This window comes from Marilutibacter chinensis, assembly GCF_021725675.1.
GTDB lineage: Bacteria > Pseudomonadota > Gammaproteobacteria > Xanthomonadales > Xanthomonadaceae > Marilutibacter > Marilutibacter chinensis.
In genome coordinates this window covers 523,031-537,232 of sequence record NZ_JAKJPO010000003.1, presented here as the reverse complement: position 1 = coordinate 537,232, position 14,202 = coordinate 523,031, and the positions used below count along the sequence as shown (strand labels likewise).

Below are 14,202 nucleotides of genomic sequence, written 5' to 3'. Positions count from 1 at the left end.
CAAGGAGCATGCCGATGCGTCCGTTCCGCCTGTACGTTCTGCTCGCCGTCCTCGCCCCGTTCCCGTTGAACGTCGCCGTCGCCGGTACTCCGCTGCCGGATGCCCCGCATGTCGTCGTCACCGGCAAGGGCGAGGTCAGCGCGAAGCCCGACCGGGTCGAGGTGCAGTTCGAGTTTTCCGATCGCGCCGCGCAACCGTTGCCGGCCAAGCAGGCGGTCGACGCGGCGGTGAACCGGCTGCTCGACCGTCTCGGCGATTTCGATGTCGCCGACGAGGACGTGAAGGCGTCCGGACTCGACGCCGGCGAGGACGTGAGCTTCGGCGACGATGGCCTCCGTGTCAGCAACGGCTATTACGCGAACCGCAGCGTCACCGTGACCCTGCGCGACGTCGGGCGCTTCGGCGAGTTCCTCGACGCCGGCCTGGAAGCCGGTGCCGACCGCATCGGCAACGTCGCGTTCGAATCCTCGCGCGCCGATGCACTGCGCCGCGAAGCCAAGGCGCGGGCGGTCGAGGACGCGCGCCGCGAGGCCGACGAGGTCGCACGGTCGTTCGGTACCCGTCTGGGTCCGGTCTACAGCATCGACAGCGTCGGTTCGCGGCAGGCCAGCGGCTACGCGCTGGACCGGATCGAGGTCACCGGGTCGCGGATGCGGCGGGCGCGCTACATCCAGCCGAGCGTCGAGTACAGCGCCTCGGTCAGCGCCGTGTTCGAGCTGCAGCGTTGAGTCCGGCGCTTGCGAAACTGCTGCACGCGCGTCGCAGCGCCCAGCACCTGGTCGGCGCGCAGGCGGACGATCCGCATGCGGCGGTGCGGCGCCTGCTGGCGGTGCAGGCGCAGGACTACGGCGCCGCGCTGTGGGCCGTCGGGCTGCGCACGCGCGCGGCGGACGCGGCCACGGTCGAATCGGCGATCGCGGCCGGCCGCATCGTGCGCACCTGGCCGATGCGCGGCACCCTGCATTTCGTCGCAGCCGAGGACGTGCGCTGGTTGCAGTCGCTGCTGGCGCCGCGTGCGCTCGCCCGCGACAGCGCACGCCATGAACGCGAGTACGGCCTGGATGCGAAGGTCCTGGCGACCTGCCGACGCGTGCTCGAGCGCGCACTGCGCGATGGCGGACCGGTGTCGAGGCCGGCGCTCTACGAAGCGCTGGAAACGGCGGGTATCGCGACCGGCAACAGTCGCGGCCTGCACATCCTGTACCGGCTCGCGACCGAAGGCCTGATCTGCCAGGGGCCGCGGCTCGGGCGTCAGCCCGGCTTCGTCTGGCAGGAGGCCTGGCTGGCGGCGGCGTCCGCAATGCCGCGCGACGCGGCGCTGGCCGAGCTCGGGCGCCGTTACTTGCTCGGCCACGGCCCGGCGACCGCCCACGACCTGGCCTGGTGGTCGGGGTTGACGCTGAAGGACTCGCAGGCGGCATTGCAGGCGGCGGATGCCGTACCGGTCGAATTCGACGCCGGGGGCGCGCGCTACTGGCGGCTGGAGGATGGGCCGGATGGAAGCTCGCCGACGAGGCGCGACGTGTTGCTGCTGCCCGCGTTCGACGAGTATCTGCTCGGCTACAAGGACCGCACGCCGGTGCTGGACGCCGACCATCACCGCAAGGTGTTCACGATCAACGGCATCATCCAGCCCTGCGTCATCGCCGGCAGCCGCGTCGCCGGCACCTGGCCGCGCACGGTCGCAGGGGATTTCGAGCCGGCCCTGTTCCGCCCGCTTGGCGAAGCGGAAACGCGCGGCCTGCGGGCTGCGGCGAAGCGCCATGCCGGCTTCTGGAGCGTGTCCTGAGTCGCGTCGCAGACGCACCCGCAGGAGCGGGCGCAAGCCACGATCGGGCCTTCCCATGAAAGCGCATCGCGGCTCACGCTGCTGCTATGACACAACGACTGGAGCCCCGGCTCCCTGGGTCAGGGGGCAATTCGTTCCGCAGGCATGAAAAGGTGTGTGGAAGCGCAACGGCGGGGCCCAGGTTTTGCGCAGCAAACTTCGGGGATTCCAGGGCGTAGCCCGGAGATCGCCGCTCAGGCCACCTGGCTGCGGCGCTGGCGGGTCAGGTGGACCAGCAGCAGCGAGATCGCCGCCGGAGTCATCCCCGGTATGCGCTGGGCCTGGCCGACCGTCTGCGGGCGTACCCGCTCGAGCTTCTGCCGCACTTCCGCCGACAGCCCGCGCACCCCGGCAAAGTCGAAACCTTCCGGAATCGCGGTGTCCTCGTGGCGGCGCGCGCGTTCGATGTCCTCGCGCTGGCGCTCGAGGTAGCCCGAATACTTCACGTCGATCTCGACCTGCTCGGCCACCGCGGCGTCGTCGATGCCCGGACCGATGCCCGGCACCGTCGCCAGCCTCGCGTAGTCGAGCTCCGGCCGCTTGAGCAGGTCGCGGGCGCAGCTCTCGCGGCTGACTTCGACGCCGAGCGTCTCGGCCAGCGCACGTCCGAGCGGATTGTTCGGCGCCGCCCACAGCGCACCCAGGCGTTCGTTCTCGCGTGCGATCGCCTCGCGCTTGGCCTCGAAGCGGATCCAGCGCGCATCGTCGACCAGGCCGAGCTCGCGACCGAGCGGAGTCAGCCGCAGGTCGGCGTTGTCCTCGCGCAGCTGCAGGCGGTACTCGGCGCGCGAGGTGAACATGCGGTAGGGCTCGCTGGTGCCGTGGGTGGTCAGGTCGTCGACCAGCACGCCCAGATAGGCCTGGTCGCGGCGCGGCGACCAGCCGCCCTCGCCGCGGACGAAGCGCGCCGCATTGATGCCCGCCAGCAGACCCTGCGCGGCGGCCTCCTCGTAGCCGGTGGTGCCGTTGATCTGGCCGGCGAAGAACAGCCCGGCGATTGCCCGGGTTTCCAGCGTGGTCTTCAGTCCGCGCGGATCGAAATAGTCGTACTCGATCGCGTAGCCGGGGCGGGTGATGTGCGCGTGTTCGAAGCCGCGGATGCTGCGCACCAGTTCCAGCTGCACGTCGAACGGCAGCGAGGTCGAGATGCCGTTCGGGTAGATCTCGGCGATGTCGAGGCCTTCTGGCTCGACGAAGATCTGGTGGCTGGCCTTGTCGGCGAAACGCACCACCTTGTCCTCGATCGACGGGCAGTAGCGCGGGCCGGCGCCTTCGATCTGGCCGGTGTACAGCGGACTGCGGTCGAGCGCGTCGCGGATGATCTCGTGGGTACGCTCGCGGGTGTGGGTGATCCAGCACGACACCTGGCGCGGATGATCGGCGGTCGAGCCGACGAACGACATCACCGGACGCGGGTCGTCGCCGGGCTGTTCTTCCATCACCGCGTAATCGAGCGTGCGGCCATCGATCCGCGGCGGCGTGCCGGTCTTCAGGCGGTCGACGACGAACGGGCCCTCGCGCAGGCGCGCGGCCAGCGCGACAGCGGGCGGATCGCCGGCGCGACCGGCGGCATAGGTGGTCTGGCCGACGTGGACCTTGCCGGCGAGGAAGGTGCCGGCGGTGAGGACCACGGCGGGGGCTTCGAAGCGCAGGCCGGTCTGGGTGACCACCGCGCGGACCGCATCGCCGGCGAACTCGATATCGTCGACGGCGGCCTGGAACAGGGTCAGGTTCGGCTGGTTCTCGACCGCACGGCGGATGAAGGCGCGATAGAGATTGCGGTCGGCCTGGCAGCGGGTCGCGCGCACGGCGGGCCCCTTGCTGGCGTTGAGCCGTCGCCACTGGATGCCGGCGGCGTCGGCGGCGCGCGCCATGATTCCGCCCAGCGCATCGATCTCCTTGACCAGGTGGCCCTTGCCGATCCCGCCGATTGCGGGGTTGCAGCTCATCGCGCCGACCGTCTCGACGCTGTGGGTCAGCAGAAGCGTGCGCGCACCCGACCGCGCCGCGGCCAGGGCGGCCTCGGTGCCGGCGTGGCCGCCACCGACCACGATCACGTCATATTGGTAGAAGCTGCTGCTCATGTCGGTTCTCGGGCTGTTCCGGAAGCGGGCGCACGAAGGTCGATCGTCGGGCCTCGCCAGCTTTGCCGGTCACGGCCTCGTACCGGTCACCCGGTGCCGCATGACCCGGGGACCCGCGGGCTCCGCTCCGGGACGGATTCTAGGGCAGCGGAGCCCCGCCTGCCCGCCACCGGGGTCGTGCCGCCGGCGATTGGCACGCATCCTGCATCACCCTCCCTGCACCCGACGGGGCAGGCGCAAGGCGCCGGCCGGAATTGGAACAGGGGCTGGCCACGTGCCCGCCGGGGAAGCAAAGGGCCGGATGTCGGGGGACGTTCGGCCCTTTTTTTGTCTGGCGTCGCCAGACAGAAAACTCAAACGTTCTGCGTAGCAAAACCTTGGGCCCCAAGCCGTTTACCTCCAATCCCCCCTTGCCAAGGGGGGGCTTTCCTCCAGACAGGTCGAAGGCGCTGCCTGGGCGCGGCGATGGGAAGTGACGGGACTCATAGCCCCCTTGGTAAAGGGGCGCGCCGAAGGCGCGGGGATTGGAGGGTGCTAGCCGGGGCCCAGGTATTCGCGCAGCGAATCTTGGGGATGTGTCGTGCGGCAGCACGACACATCAACACGGATCTTGGGGGACGCCTTTGCGCTCCGGCGCAAGGCGCCGACGTCCGACGGGGACGGAACAGGGGGGATCCGTGATTCCTCGCCGGACGCCGACATCGGCGCTTGCACGTTCCACCGGCTTCTGCCGGCGGGACCTGACCAATGTTGCGTCGCAATGCGACGCTCCGGGTCAGGTGGGGGCTAGCTTGCTCCCGCTCCTGTGACTACGTCAAGCGACGCCCGTCACGGCCAGACGCACGGTATTCCGCCTTCCGGTCAAAGTTCCCGTTCGGTCCCGATCCGCTGCACCCGTGGACCGCTGCTGCGCGAGGGCGCCGGACGGCTGACCGGCGGTGCAGGTCGGGGCGCATGCACCCGTGGCGGCTGGTTGACCGACGGCGGAGCGACCCGCTGCGGCACCGGCCGCGGGCCGCTGCTGCGGTTGGGCGGCAGCGGACGGCTCATGGGCGGCGCCGGGCGGGTCAGATCCCCCCGCGGCACGATCCGCGGCCTGGGCTCGTTGCGGTCGCGGTGCTCGCGGCTGATCCGGTCCAGATCCCTCCACGGCGGCTTGCCTCGGTCGTCGTCGTGCCGGTGCGGTGGCTTGTACGGCGGCCGGTGGTAGGGCGGCCGGTACGGGTAGTACGGATACCCCGGGTAGTACGGCCGGTAGTGATAGCCGTACGGATAACCGTAGGGGCGGTAGCCGTATCCGTAGCCACCGTAGCCGTAGGGGTATCCGTAGCCACCGTAGTAGCGGTATTCGACCGAGGGACGGCCGTAGTAGTAGCCGCCGCCGTCGGAGCGGTAGGCATAATCGCTGACGCAGCCGCCCAGCAGGGCGACGGCGAGCGCCGGAGCGAGAACGCGGGACAGCAGTGTGTGGGCCATGTCGGAACCCCCCGGTCCAGTAGGACTCCACCATGGGCCGGGGGCTTTGAACTCGGGCTTAATCCGTGCCCGGTCATCCATATGTCCATGCAGGTGCCGTGGCGGTGTGCATCGTTGTTCTCCCCGAGTAACGGCGCCCCGGGCGCCGGAGAGGGGCGCGCGCGATCGCTTGCCCGCCATCATGGCGAATGCGAGCATGCCGGCCTCCCACGCCGGCTACCCACCATGAACCTCCACCGCGCCTCCGGCCAGTGGCGTCTGGGCTTGTCCCTGTCGCTGTTCACCGCGCTGTGCTGGGCGACCCTGCCGATCGCGCTGAAGATCGTGCTGCAGGAGGTCGACGCGATCACCCTGACCTGGTTCCGTTTCCTGGTCGCGACCGTGTTCACCGGCGCCTGGCTGGGGCTGCGCGGGCGGCTCGGCGGGTATCGCGCACTCGGCCGCAGCGGCTGGGTGATGCTGACGATCGCCGGCCTGATGCTGCTGGGCAACTATGTGTTCTACCTGCTTGGCGTACAGCACACCTCGCCTGCGAACACCCAGTTGCTGATCCAGCTGGCGCCGCTGTTGATGGCGCTGGGCGGCATCTGGGTCTTCGGCGAGCACTTCCGCGCCGCGCAATGGCTCGGGCTGGCGATGCTGGTGGCCGGGCTGCTGCTGTTCTCCTGGGACCAGTGGCAGGGGGCGCAGGGGGCGGGCTACCTGTTCGGGTCGCTGCTGGTGGTGATCGCGGCGGTGGTCTGGGCGATCTATGCGCTGCTGCAGAAGCAGCTGCTGCTGAAGCTGGGTTCGATGCAGATCCTGCTGTGCATCTACGCGCTGGCGACGCTGGTGCTATGGCCTTTCGCGCATCCTTCGATGCTGCTCGACCTGGATCTGGCCCATTGGCTGCTATTGGGCTACTGCGCGTTGAACACGATCGGCGCATACGGCGCGTTCGCCGAGGCGCTCGCGCACTGGGAGGCCTCGCGGGTGTCGGCGGTACTGGCGACCACGCCGTTGCTGTGCATCGCCGCCTCGGCGGCGGTCGCGGCGCTGTGGCCGGGCTGGCTGGCGCCGGAACGGATCGCATGGCTGGGCTGGCTGGGGGCGGCGCTGGCGGTGGCCGGCTCGGCCGCGGTCAGCCTGATGGGCCGCCGCGCGCGGGCGACGCTGACGGTTCCGCCGTCGCGGCCGCCGCCGGAGGGGTCGACCAACGTGGGTGCTGTTGCCGGCGAGTCGGCGCGCTAAGCTGCGCCGCATGAACGCAGACAGTATCCAAGCGAAGGCCGGCGTCCCGAGGCGATCCGTGCCTGAAGATTTCGAGAAGGCTCCGGCGAACGCGACGCCATCCCATGCGGACGTCCTGGCCGCCGCGGCCCGGATCGCGCCGCATGCGCACGTCACCCCGGTGATGCGTTCGCGCGCACTGGATGCGATCGCCGGCTGCGAGCTGCACTTCAAGTGCGAGAACCTGCAGCGGGTCGGCGCGTTCAAGTTCCGCGGCGCCTGCAATGCGATCTTCTCGTTGTCGGACGCCGAGGTCGCGCGCGGCATCGTGACCCAGAGCTCCGGCAATCACGGTGCCGCGGTCGCGCTCGCCGCGCGCCTGCGCGGCACCACCGCGACGGTCGTCGCGCCGCGCAGCACGCCGAAGGTCAAGCTCGCCGCGATCGCCGGTTACGGTGCCCGCATCGTGCCGTGCGAGCACCGGCAGGCTTCGCGCGACGAAGTCACCGCGCAGGTGCTTGCCGAGACCGGCGGCGTGCTGGTGCATCCGTTCAACGATCCGCGGGTGATCGCCGGCCAGGGCACGGCGGCGCTGGAGCTGCTGGCCTCGGCGCCGGGACTGGACGCACTGGTGACGCCGGTCAGCGGCGGCGGCCTGCTGTCGGGCACCTGCCTGGCCGCGCACGGCATCGACCCGGCGATCGAGCTGTTCGGTGCCGAACCCGAAGGCGCGCGCGATGCCCACGACTCGCTGCACTCCGGCACGCGCATCACCGGCCGCGTCGCCGATACCGTATGCGACGGACTGCGCTCCGAGCTGGGTACCCTGACCTATCCGATCCTGCGCGAGCATCTGCGCGAGATCCTGCTGGTCGACGACGCCGCCGTCGTCGCCGCACTGCGGCTGATCTGGGAACGCATGAAACTGGTGGTCGAGCCGTCGGCGGCGATCGCACTGGCGGTGGTGCTCGCGCATCGCGAGCGTTTCGCCGGGCGCCGGGTCGGGCTGGTGCTGTCGGGGGGCAACATCGATCTGGATGGGCTGCCGGCGCTGTTCGCCACGGGCCGGTCCGAATAAGCGCCCGGTCGCGCCCCTTCGTCTCCGGCAGGCTCCAGGCGAGCGGTCCGGCGATGTCGGCAGCTGCTGCCGCCGGGTCTCCCGGACCATCGGCCTGGGGTTGGGGTCCGAGTAGCGCGTGGCCCTCGTCGCGAGCCGGCCGGACCATCGACGCTGTCCATCGATACCGGGCCGCCCCGCTCATTCCCGGACCTCATTGATGGTCTCCGTGGAGCCTGCGCGTATGGCGCGCCGGAGGCGTGGAAACGGTTGCCAGGCTTGGTGATCGGCGACCGGGCGAGCGACTCCTGCGACCGGAGTTGAAGCGTATGCGGTCGCGCGTCGCGGTGTTCGATCTATTTGTGACATCGATCGGATTTTTTCCCGAGCGGGGCTGGCAGGCTCCGGTTTCACAGGAAAACCGTGCGGGCGGACACGGTGTGCGGCGATGGACCGTGATCAATCGATAGCGCTCTTCTGACAACTGCTGGAAGCCAAGGGGGTGGCGGATGGTGGATGTGGAGTTCCGCGTGGTCTCCGACCGGCGCGAGGGATTGTTGCTCGCGCTCGGCCAGACGGTCATCGCCAACGGGTTCACGTTGTTGCGGCAGCGCATGGCCGGTTGCGCGGAAGGGGTGCTGTTGACCCTGCTGGTGCGCGGCCCGGAAGCCAACCTGCTGATGCTCGAAGAGCGTCTGGGGACCCACCACCTGGTCAAGAGCTTCGAGTCCGGTCCGGCCGCCGAGGCCGAGGCCGCTGCGCCACCGCCGCTGCAGCCGGCGGCTTCCGTTCCGGCCGATGCTGCCGGCGCGGCGACGCCTGCCGAGCCCTCGATCGCGACCCGGCGCGTGGAGACCCTGCTGCCGCAGATCGCACGCAGCTATCCGAACATCAACATCCTGGTCCAGGCCCTGCGCACGGAGCTGCCGCCCGCGCAGCGCGAGCCGACCCTGACCCATGTCGGCCAGCGGGTCGGTACCTGGGTGTACAAACGTGACTTCGCGCTGGGCGGACGCTTGAGCCTGCACGACGCGCTGCGGCGGATCGCGGTGCCCGCGGTCCGGCAGCTGGTGCATGCCGAACTGGAGGGCGATGCGCTGGTGGTCGACAACAGCCCGTTCTTCCAGGCGGGTCAGGGCGCCAGTTGCCACTTCCTGCGCGGGATGCTCGAAGGGCTGCTCGGCGGGCCGCATGGCACCGACGGACTGGTCGCCATCGAGCGTGAATGCCGCGGCGCAGGTGCCGGCGTCTGCCGTTTCGAATTCGAACACTGAAGGCTTCCGGGCCGCCGTTCCGGCCTGCGTACATCGTCCGCGTTCACCCCTGCACTGCCAGGCGGTCACGTCGACGCGTCGTCACACCAGCGTTCAACCGACAGGGGGTTGCCATGCCGCACGATCACGCCATCCAGTGTGTCCACGAGCCGTATCTGGTCGTTCTTTCCTATCTGGTCTCCGTGCTGGGCTCGTTCACCGCCCTGCAGCTGGCGGTCGCGATACCGGCCGCCACCAGTGTGGCCCAGCGCATGCGCGCCATCGTCGCCGCCGGCGCGGCGATGGGCGGTGGCGCGATCTGGGCGATGCACTTCATCGCGATGCTCGCATGCAACATGGACGTGCCGGTCGCCTACGACATCGGCCTGACCGCGCTGTCGGCGGTGATCGGGATGGTGTCGTGCATGTTCGGGCTGGCGATCGCCGGCAGCGGCGTGTTCGGCTGGGGCAAACTGGTCTTCGCCGGCGTGTTCATGGGCCTGGGCGTGACCGGCATGCACTACTCCGGCATGGCCGCGATGTTGATGCCGGCCGACACCCATTACGACATGACGCTGGTCGCCGCGTCCGGCGCGATCGCGGTGGTCGCATCGATCGTCGCCCTGTGGCTCGCGTTCAACCTGCGCGGGGCGATGCAGATGTTCGGCAGCGCGCTGGTGATGGGCGTCGCGGTCTGCGGCATGCACTACACCGGGATGGCCGCGGCCAGCTTCGTGCCCAATGGGGCCGGTGACACGGTGCTGGCCGGCGGCATGAGCGGCGACTACCTGGGCATGAGCATCTTCGTGGTCACCACCGCGGTGCTCGCCGGCATGCTGGTCACCGGGCTGGTGAGGCAGCGCCAGCGCCAGCTGGTCGAGATCTGAGTCCGTCCCGCTTCACCACCGCGGAGGCCCGCGCGGAGGCGGGCTTTCGCGGCCTGCCGGCGCATAATGGAGCGCTCCTCCACGCAAGGACCGGACGCCGATGAAGATCGACGGAACCCGCAGCCACGACCGTGCCACCGAGCTCGTGCTCGGCTATTACGCCGCATTCAACCGCGGCGACTGGGACGACATGCTGGCCCTGCTCGACGAAGGCGTGGTCCATGACCTCAACCAGGGGCCGCGCGAGACCGGCAAGGCCGCGTTCGCGGCGTTCCTGCAGCGGATGGCGCGCTGCTATCGCGAGCAGTTGCGCGACATCGTGGTGATGGTCTCGCCGGATGGCCAGCGCGCCGGTGCCGAGTATGTCGTCCATGGCGAGTACGTCGCCGACGACGAGGGCCTGCCGCCCGCCCGGGGCCAGCGCTACGTGCTGTCGGGCGGTGCGTTCTTCGAGCTGCGCGACGGCCGCATCGCGCGGGTCAGCAACTACTACAACCTGCAGGACTGGATCGCGCAGGTGGGTTGAGCCCGGGCCGTGCCCGGGCTCAACCGCCCCCATTCGCGCTTGCAGCGCGAATCGCCCCTGACTCAGGGGGCTGCTTCCGCTTGAGTATCGGGTGCGGCTAAGGGGAAGGTGTGGCGGCCAGCATCGCCAGTCCTTCGCTGAGCAGCAGGCGGGTCACCGCCGCGCGTTCTGCCTGCGGCCGGTCCTCCAGCGCCGCGGTCAGCTGGCCGACCGCACGGCAACGTGCGCGCGCGCTGTCGCTATTGAGCGCCGTGGTGAAGCCGTCGTTGAGGAAGGCAGCGCGTACCGCGGCGGCCTTCAGTGTCTGCCGCGCGACCTCGATGTCGAAGGGCTGCGGGCTGCCCTGGGCGGACGTCATCAGCACCAGCACCACCGCATTGGCCAGCCGCTGGCGGCTGTCGTCGCCCAGCGTGGCCGCGGCGCGGTTCAGTCCCTCCAGGCTGCGGTCGCCACCGGGGTCGAACAGCGCGCACAGCGCCCGCGCCTCCCGTTCGTCCTGCAGGCTGTGGTGGACCGCCTGGAACAGCGTGTCGACGGCGGGATCGGGCGCATTGCGCAGCAGCGCCGCGCCGTTGCCCGCGAGCACCGCCGGATCGACGCCCCACGCCTCCATCATCGCGCGCGTATCGGGGCCGGGCGGCGGCGTGGCCGCGGCCGGATGGGTGGCGGCCGAGAACAGGGCGATTGCCAGGCCAAGCGTGCAGAGGGTGGAGACGGCGAACGGTCGGATCAGGGGGCGCATGCGTGCGGCGATTGGAAGCGTTGCGCCGAATCTAGTCGTACGCGCCTGAACGGAGCCGTGGGAGCGCCGGGAACTTCCCGGCGGGGTTCAAGCGCCGCGATCGCTGCGCAGCCGCCGGGTCGAGCGGACGTCGCCGGCGGCCGCCCGCGCGGCGACGATGCTGAAGGCGACGATACCGGCCACCACCAGCACCGCACCCCACAGCGCGCGGCCCTGTGGCCAGGCTTCGCCGAGCCAGAGCACGCCGAACAGCGTCGCGAACAGGATCTCCGCGGCCTGCATCGCCTCGGCCGCAGCCAACGCGGTCGGTTCGTTGCGGACCATGCCGGTGGCCTGGAAGAACAATACGGTGGCAACGATGCCGGCGCCGATCGCGACCCCTGCGGCCAGCCAGATCTGGTCGCCGCCCGGTGCGCCGGACCGGGCGAACGCGAACGCCGCCAGTGCCCACCAGAAGGGCTGGCTGGCCAGGGTCATCCCGAACACGCGCTGGGTTGCGTTGAGCGTCTCGCCGCTGCGCTCCATGTGCAGCAGCAGGCCGCGGTTGCCGAGCGGATAGGCGACCGCGGCGACCGCGACGCAGGCCAGGGCGATCCAGCCGTCGTGATCGAGACGGCCGCCGCCATGGCCGAACTGCATCAGCATCACCCCCGCGACCACCACCAGCCCCGCCAGCAGCGCCGGCAGCGGAATGCGCGCGCGCCGGTCGTGCCTGCGGTACAGCAACGGCGCGCACAGCATCCCGGCGATCACGGTCAGCTGGAACGTGCCTGCGACCAGCCACGAGGGCCCGCTCGCGGCGGCGAAGCTCAGTCCGGCGTAGAACAGCACGAAGCCGATCGCGCTCCACGCCAGCCACGGCCCCGGGTGCGCGACGATCGCGCGCAGCACCGGTGTCGCGCCGCCCTGCCAACGCATCAACGGCCACAGCAGCGGCAGGGTGATCAGATAGCGCAGCGCGGCGGTCCAGGCCCAGTGGCCGCCCTCGACCGCCGCGGCGCGGTTGAGCACGTAGGTGCAGGTGAAGAACAGCGCCGAGGCCAACGCGATTGCGACGGCGAGCAGGGCGGTACGGCGATCGTGCGTGGGCATGGTGGCAGTTTGGGCCTGCGGCCGCTTCTTCGGACTGGTGGACGAACTCTCAGCGCCTGCGGACCGGGATTCCAGCCGCCGGCAGCCGCACCTCGTCGACGCCTCCGACGCGGATCGGTGCCCCCGGCGGCGGGCCCCATGCGTGGGCGTAGATCACCTCCCAGGTCGCCGGCAGCTTGTGCGCGTGCGCCGTGCCTGCGCCGCCACGCAGCGCCTCATAGGCCTGCGCGGCGCGGGCGAAGCGCGCCCGCCCGGTCAGGCTGCGGCGGCGTGCGCTCATCGCGTTGGTGGCGCCCAGCGTGCGCAGTTCGCGCATCAGGCCGGCCAGATCCGGATGGCTGCGGATGAACTCGTCGCGGTCCAGCACCGGATCCTTGAAACCGGCCGCGACCAGCGCGTCGCCGAACTGCGCGATCGACGGGAACAGGCTCACGTGCGGGGTGTCGTCGGCCTCGGCGAATGCGCCGCGCAGTTCGAACAGCGTGTCCGGGCCGAAGGTCGACACCAGCAGCAGGCCGCCGGGCCGGAGCACACGGCGGAAGCCGGCGAACACCGCCGGGAGGTCCTCCACCCATTGCAGGCACAGGTTGGAGAACAGCACGTCGACGCTCGCGTCGGCCAGCGGCAGCGCGCGGGCGTCGGCGCACAGCGGCATCGGCGTGCGCGCTCCGCCGAGCCAGCGCGGACGGCCGGCGCCGGGAATCGCCGCGGCGTTGGCGCGTGCGGCACACAGCATCGGCAGGGCGATGTCGAGTGCGATCACCTCCGCCTTCGGCCAGCGCCGCTGCATCGCGACCGCGGCATGGCCGGGGCCGCAACCGAGGTCGACCACGCGCTGCGGATCCAGGCCGACCGCGGGATCGGCCAGGTAATCGAGCGATTCCATCAGCCGTGCCGCGACTTCACGCTGCAGCGCCGCGGCATCGTCGTAGTGGTCGGCCGAGCGCGAGAACGCACGGCGGACCTGACGGTGGTCGAACAGTTCTGTCATTTCGTGATCCCCCTCCCCGTCAAGGGGAGGGCTGGGGTGGAGTGGGTTTCCATCGGCTTGGGGCGAGGTTCCGGGCGAGTTCGATTGGGACGGATGGCGCTCCAGCCCACCCAACCCTCTCTCCGAGGAAGAGGGCCTTAAATCAGGTCTTGCATGAAGGCGTCGATCTCGTCGGCGACCGCGGCGGTCGCGCCCAGGAACGGCGCGTGGCCGGCGCCGGCGAGCACCACGCTGCGCGCATCCGGCGCCAGCGCAGCGGCGGCAGGCATTGCGCCGGCCGGCACCAGGCGGTCGCGGCGGCCGCTGATCCACAGGCTGGGCACGGCCAGCGACGCGAGTTCCTCGCGCAGGTCGAGCCGGTCGAGCAGGGCCAGCCCTTCCAGCAACGCGCGCTCGGCCGGCTCGCCGCGCTCGAACGCGTGCGACTTCAGCCTGCGCAGCTCCTCCTGCGCGCTGGTAGAGCCGAGCGCCTCGAGTGCGAGGAAGCCTTCCAGCGTGCCGCGGAAGTCTCGCCGAAGCGCGTCGCCGAAGTCGTGGAACAGGTTCGGGCCGACCCCGTGGGGCCAGTCCTCGCCTGCGACGAAGCGCGGCGAAGCGGCCAGCATCACCAGGCCGCGGACCGCATCCGGGTGATCGAGCGCCGCGCGCAGCGCGAACTGGCCGCCGAGCGACCAGCCCAGCCAGACCGCGTCGGGGACGCGTTCGACCAGGCCCGCGGCGAGCGCTCCCGGGTCGAGCGGTGCGTCGGAACCGCGCGCATGGCCATGGCCGGGCAGGTCGACCAGGTGCAGCGTATAGCGGTCGGCGAGGCGGTCGGCCAGCGGCGCGAACAGGCCGCCGTGCATCGCCCAGCCGTGGATCAGGGCGAGCGCGGGGCCGCGGCCGCGGGTTTCGATATGCAGGGGAACAGCCATGGAGCAGGGGGGAGGGGCCGGGAAACGGAGGGGGAACTCAAACCATGTCGCGCGGACGATGGATGTGGGTACGCGGTTGGGCGGGGCCGTGGATGCGCCGTCGCGTATGCCGGGACAGGAGCGCGCGGATCAGGGCGCGGCCG

At 70.8% G+C, this 14,202-nt stretch carries 13 protein-coding genes; 7 read left to right on the top strand and 6 right to left on the bottom strand.

The features are described from left to right. Window positions 1-14 precede the first annotated feature (14 nt). Window positions 15-728, top strand: coding sequence for an SIMPL domain-containing protein (locus L3V18_RS08075; RefSeq protein WP_237054155.1), 714 nt, complete (start codon window positions 15-17; stop codon window positions 726-728). Next, window positions 725-1,789, top strand: a complete 1,065-nt coding sequence (locus L3V18_RS08070; protein ID WP_237054154.1) for a winged helix DNA-binding domain-containing protein — start codon at window positions 725-727, stop codon at window positions 1,787-1,789. Before L3V18_RS08075 ends, L3V18_RS08070 begins: the two co-directional genes overlap by 4 nt. A 233-nt stretch (window positions 1,790-2,022) precedes the next feature. Here the strand turns inward: L3V18_RS08070 and mnmG are convergent, their stop codons facing one another. Further along, window positions 2,023-3,912: a tRNA uridine-5-carboxymethylaminomethyl(34) synthesis enzyme MnmG gene (mnmG, locus tag L3V18_RS08065; protein ID WP_237054153.1), complete on the bottom strand. Its 1,890-nt coding sequence runs from the start codon at window positions 3,910-3,912 to the stop codon at window positions 2,023-2,025. Between the two features lie 861 nt (window positions 3,913-4,773). Then, on the bottom strand, window positions 4,774-5,388 hold the full coding sequence (locus L3V18_RS08060) for a hypothetical protein (RefSeq protein ID WP_237054152.1): 615 nt from the start codon (window positions 5,386-5,388) through the stop codon (window positions 4,774-4,776). A gap of 225 nt (window positions 5,389-5,613) precedes the next feature. Between L3V18_RS08060 and L3V18_RS08055 the strand changes: the two genes are divergently transcribed. From L3V18_RS08055 to L3V18_RS08035, 5 genes are all read left to right on the top strand, one after another. Beyond that, window positions 5,614-6,618, top strand: coding sequence for a DMT family transporter (locus tag L3V18_RS08055; protein WP_237054151.1), 1,005 nt, complete (start codon window positions 5,614-5,616; stop codon window positions 6,616-6,618). Between the two features lie 58 nt (window positions 6,619-6,676). Then, window positions 6,677-7,675, top strand: a complete 999-nt coding sequence (locus L3V18_RS08050) for a pyridoxal-phosphate dependent enzyme (protein WP_237054150.1) — start codon at window positions 6,677-6,679, stop codon at window positions 7,673-7,675. A gap of 488 nt (window positions 7,676-8,163) precedes the next feature. After that, window positions 8,164-8,928, top strand: coding sequence for a 4-vinyl reductase (locus tag L3V18_RS08045; RefSeq protein WP_237054149.1), 765 nt, complete (start codon window positions 8,164-8,166; stop codon window positions 8,926-8,928). A 113-nt stretch (window positions 8,929-9,041) separates the two neighbouring features. Beyond that, window positions 9,042-9,794, top strand: coding sequence for an MHYT domain-containing protein (locus L3V18_RS08040; RefSeq protein WP_237054148.1), 753 nt, complete (start codon window positions 9,042-9,044; stop codon window positions 9,792-9,794). 100 nt (window positions 9,795-9,894) lie between these two features. Beyond that, the gene (locus tag L3V18_RS08035) at window positions 9,895-10,320 is read left to right on the top strand and encodes a ketosteroid isomerase-related protein (protein WP_237054147.1); all 426 of its coding nucleotides are present in this window, start codon (window positions 9,895-9,897) and stop codon (window positions 10,318-10,320) included. A gap of 97 nt (window positions 10,321-10,417) precedes the next feature. Here L3V18_RS08035 and L3V18_RS08030 read toward each other — a convergent pair whose 3' ends face one another. From L3V18_RS08030 to bioH, 4 genes are all read right to left on the bottom strand, one after another. Continuing rightward, window positions 10,418-11,062, bottom strand: coding sequence for a hypothetical protein (locus tag L3V18_RS08030; RefSeq protein WP_237054146.1), 645 nt, complete (start codon window positions 11,060-11,062; stop codon window positions 10,418-10,420). 87 nt (window positions 11,063-11,149) lie between these two features. After that, window positions 11,150-12,154, bottom strand: coding sequence for a multidrug resistance efflux transporter family protein (locus L3V18_RS08025; RefSeq protein ID WP_237054145.1), 1,005 nt, complete (start codon window positions 12,152-12,154; stop codon window positions 11,150-11,152). A gap of 49 nt (window positions 12,155-12,203) precedes the next feature. Beyond that, window positions 12,204-13,145, bottom strand: a complete 942-nt coding sequence (bioC, locus tag L3V18_RS08020; protein WP_237054144.1) for a malonyl-ACP O-methyltransferase BioC — start codon at window positions 13,143-13,145, stop codon at window positions 12,204-12,206. Window positions 13,146-13,282: 137 nt separating this feature from the next. Continuing rightward, a complete protein-coding gene (gene bioH / locus L3V18_RS08015; RefSeq protein WP_237054240.1) occupies window positions 13,283-14,047 on the bottom strand; it encodes a pimeloyl-ACP methyl ester esterase BioH in 765 nt (254 codons plus the stop codon). Window positions 14,048-14,202: the final 155 nt, after the last annotated feature.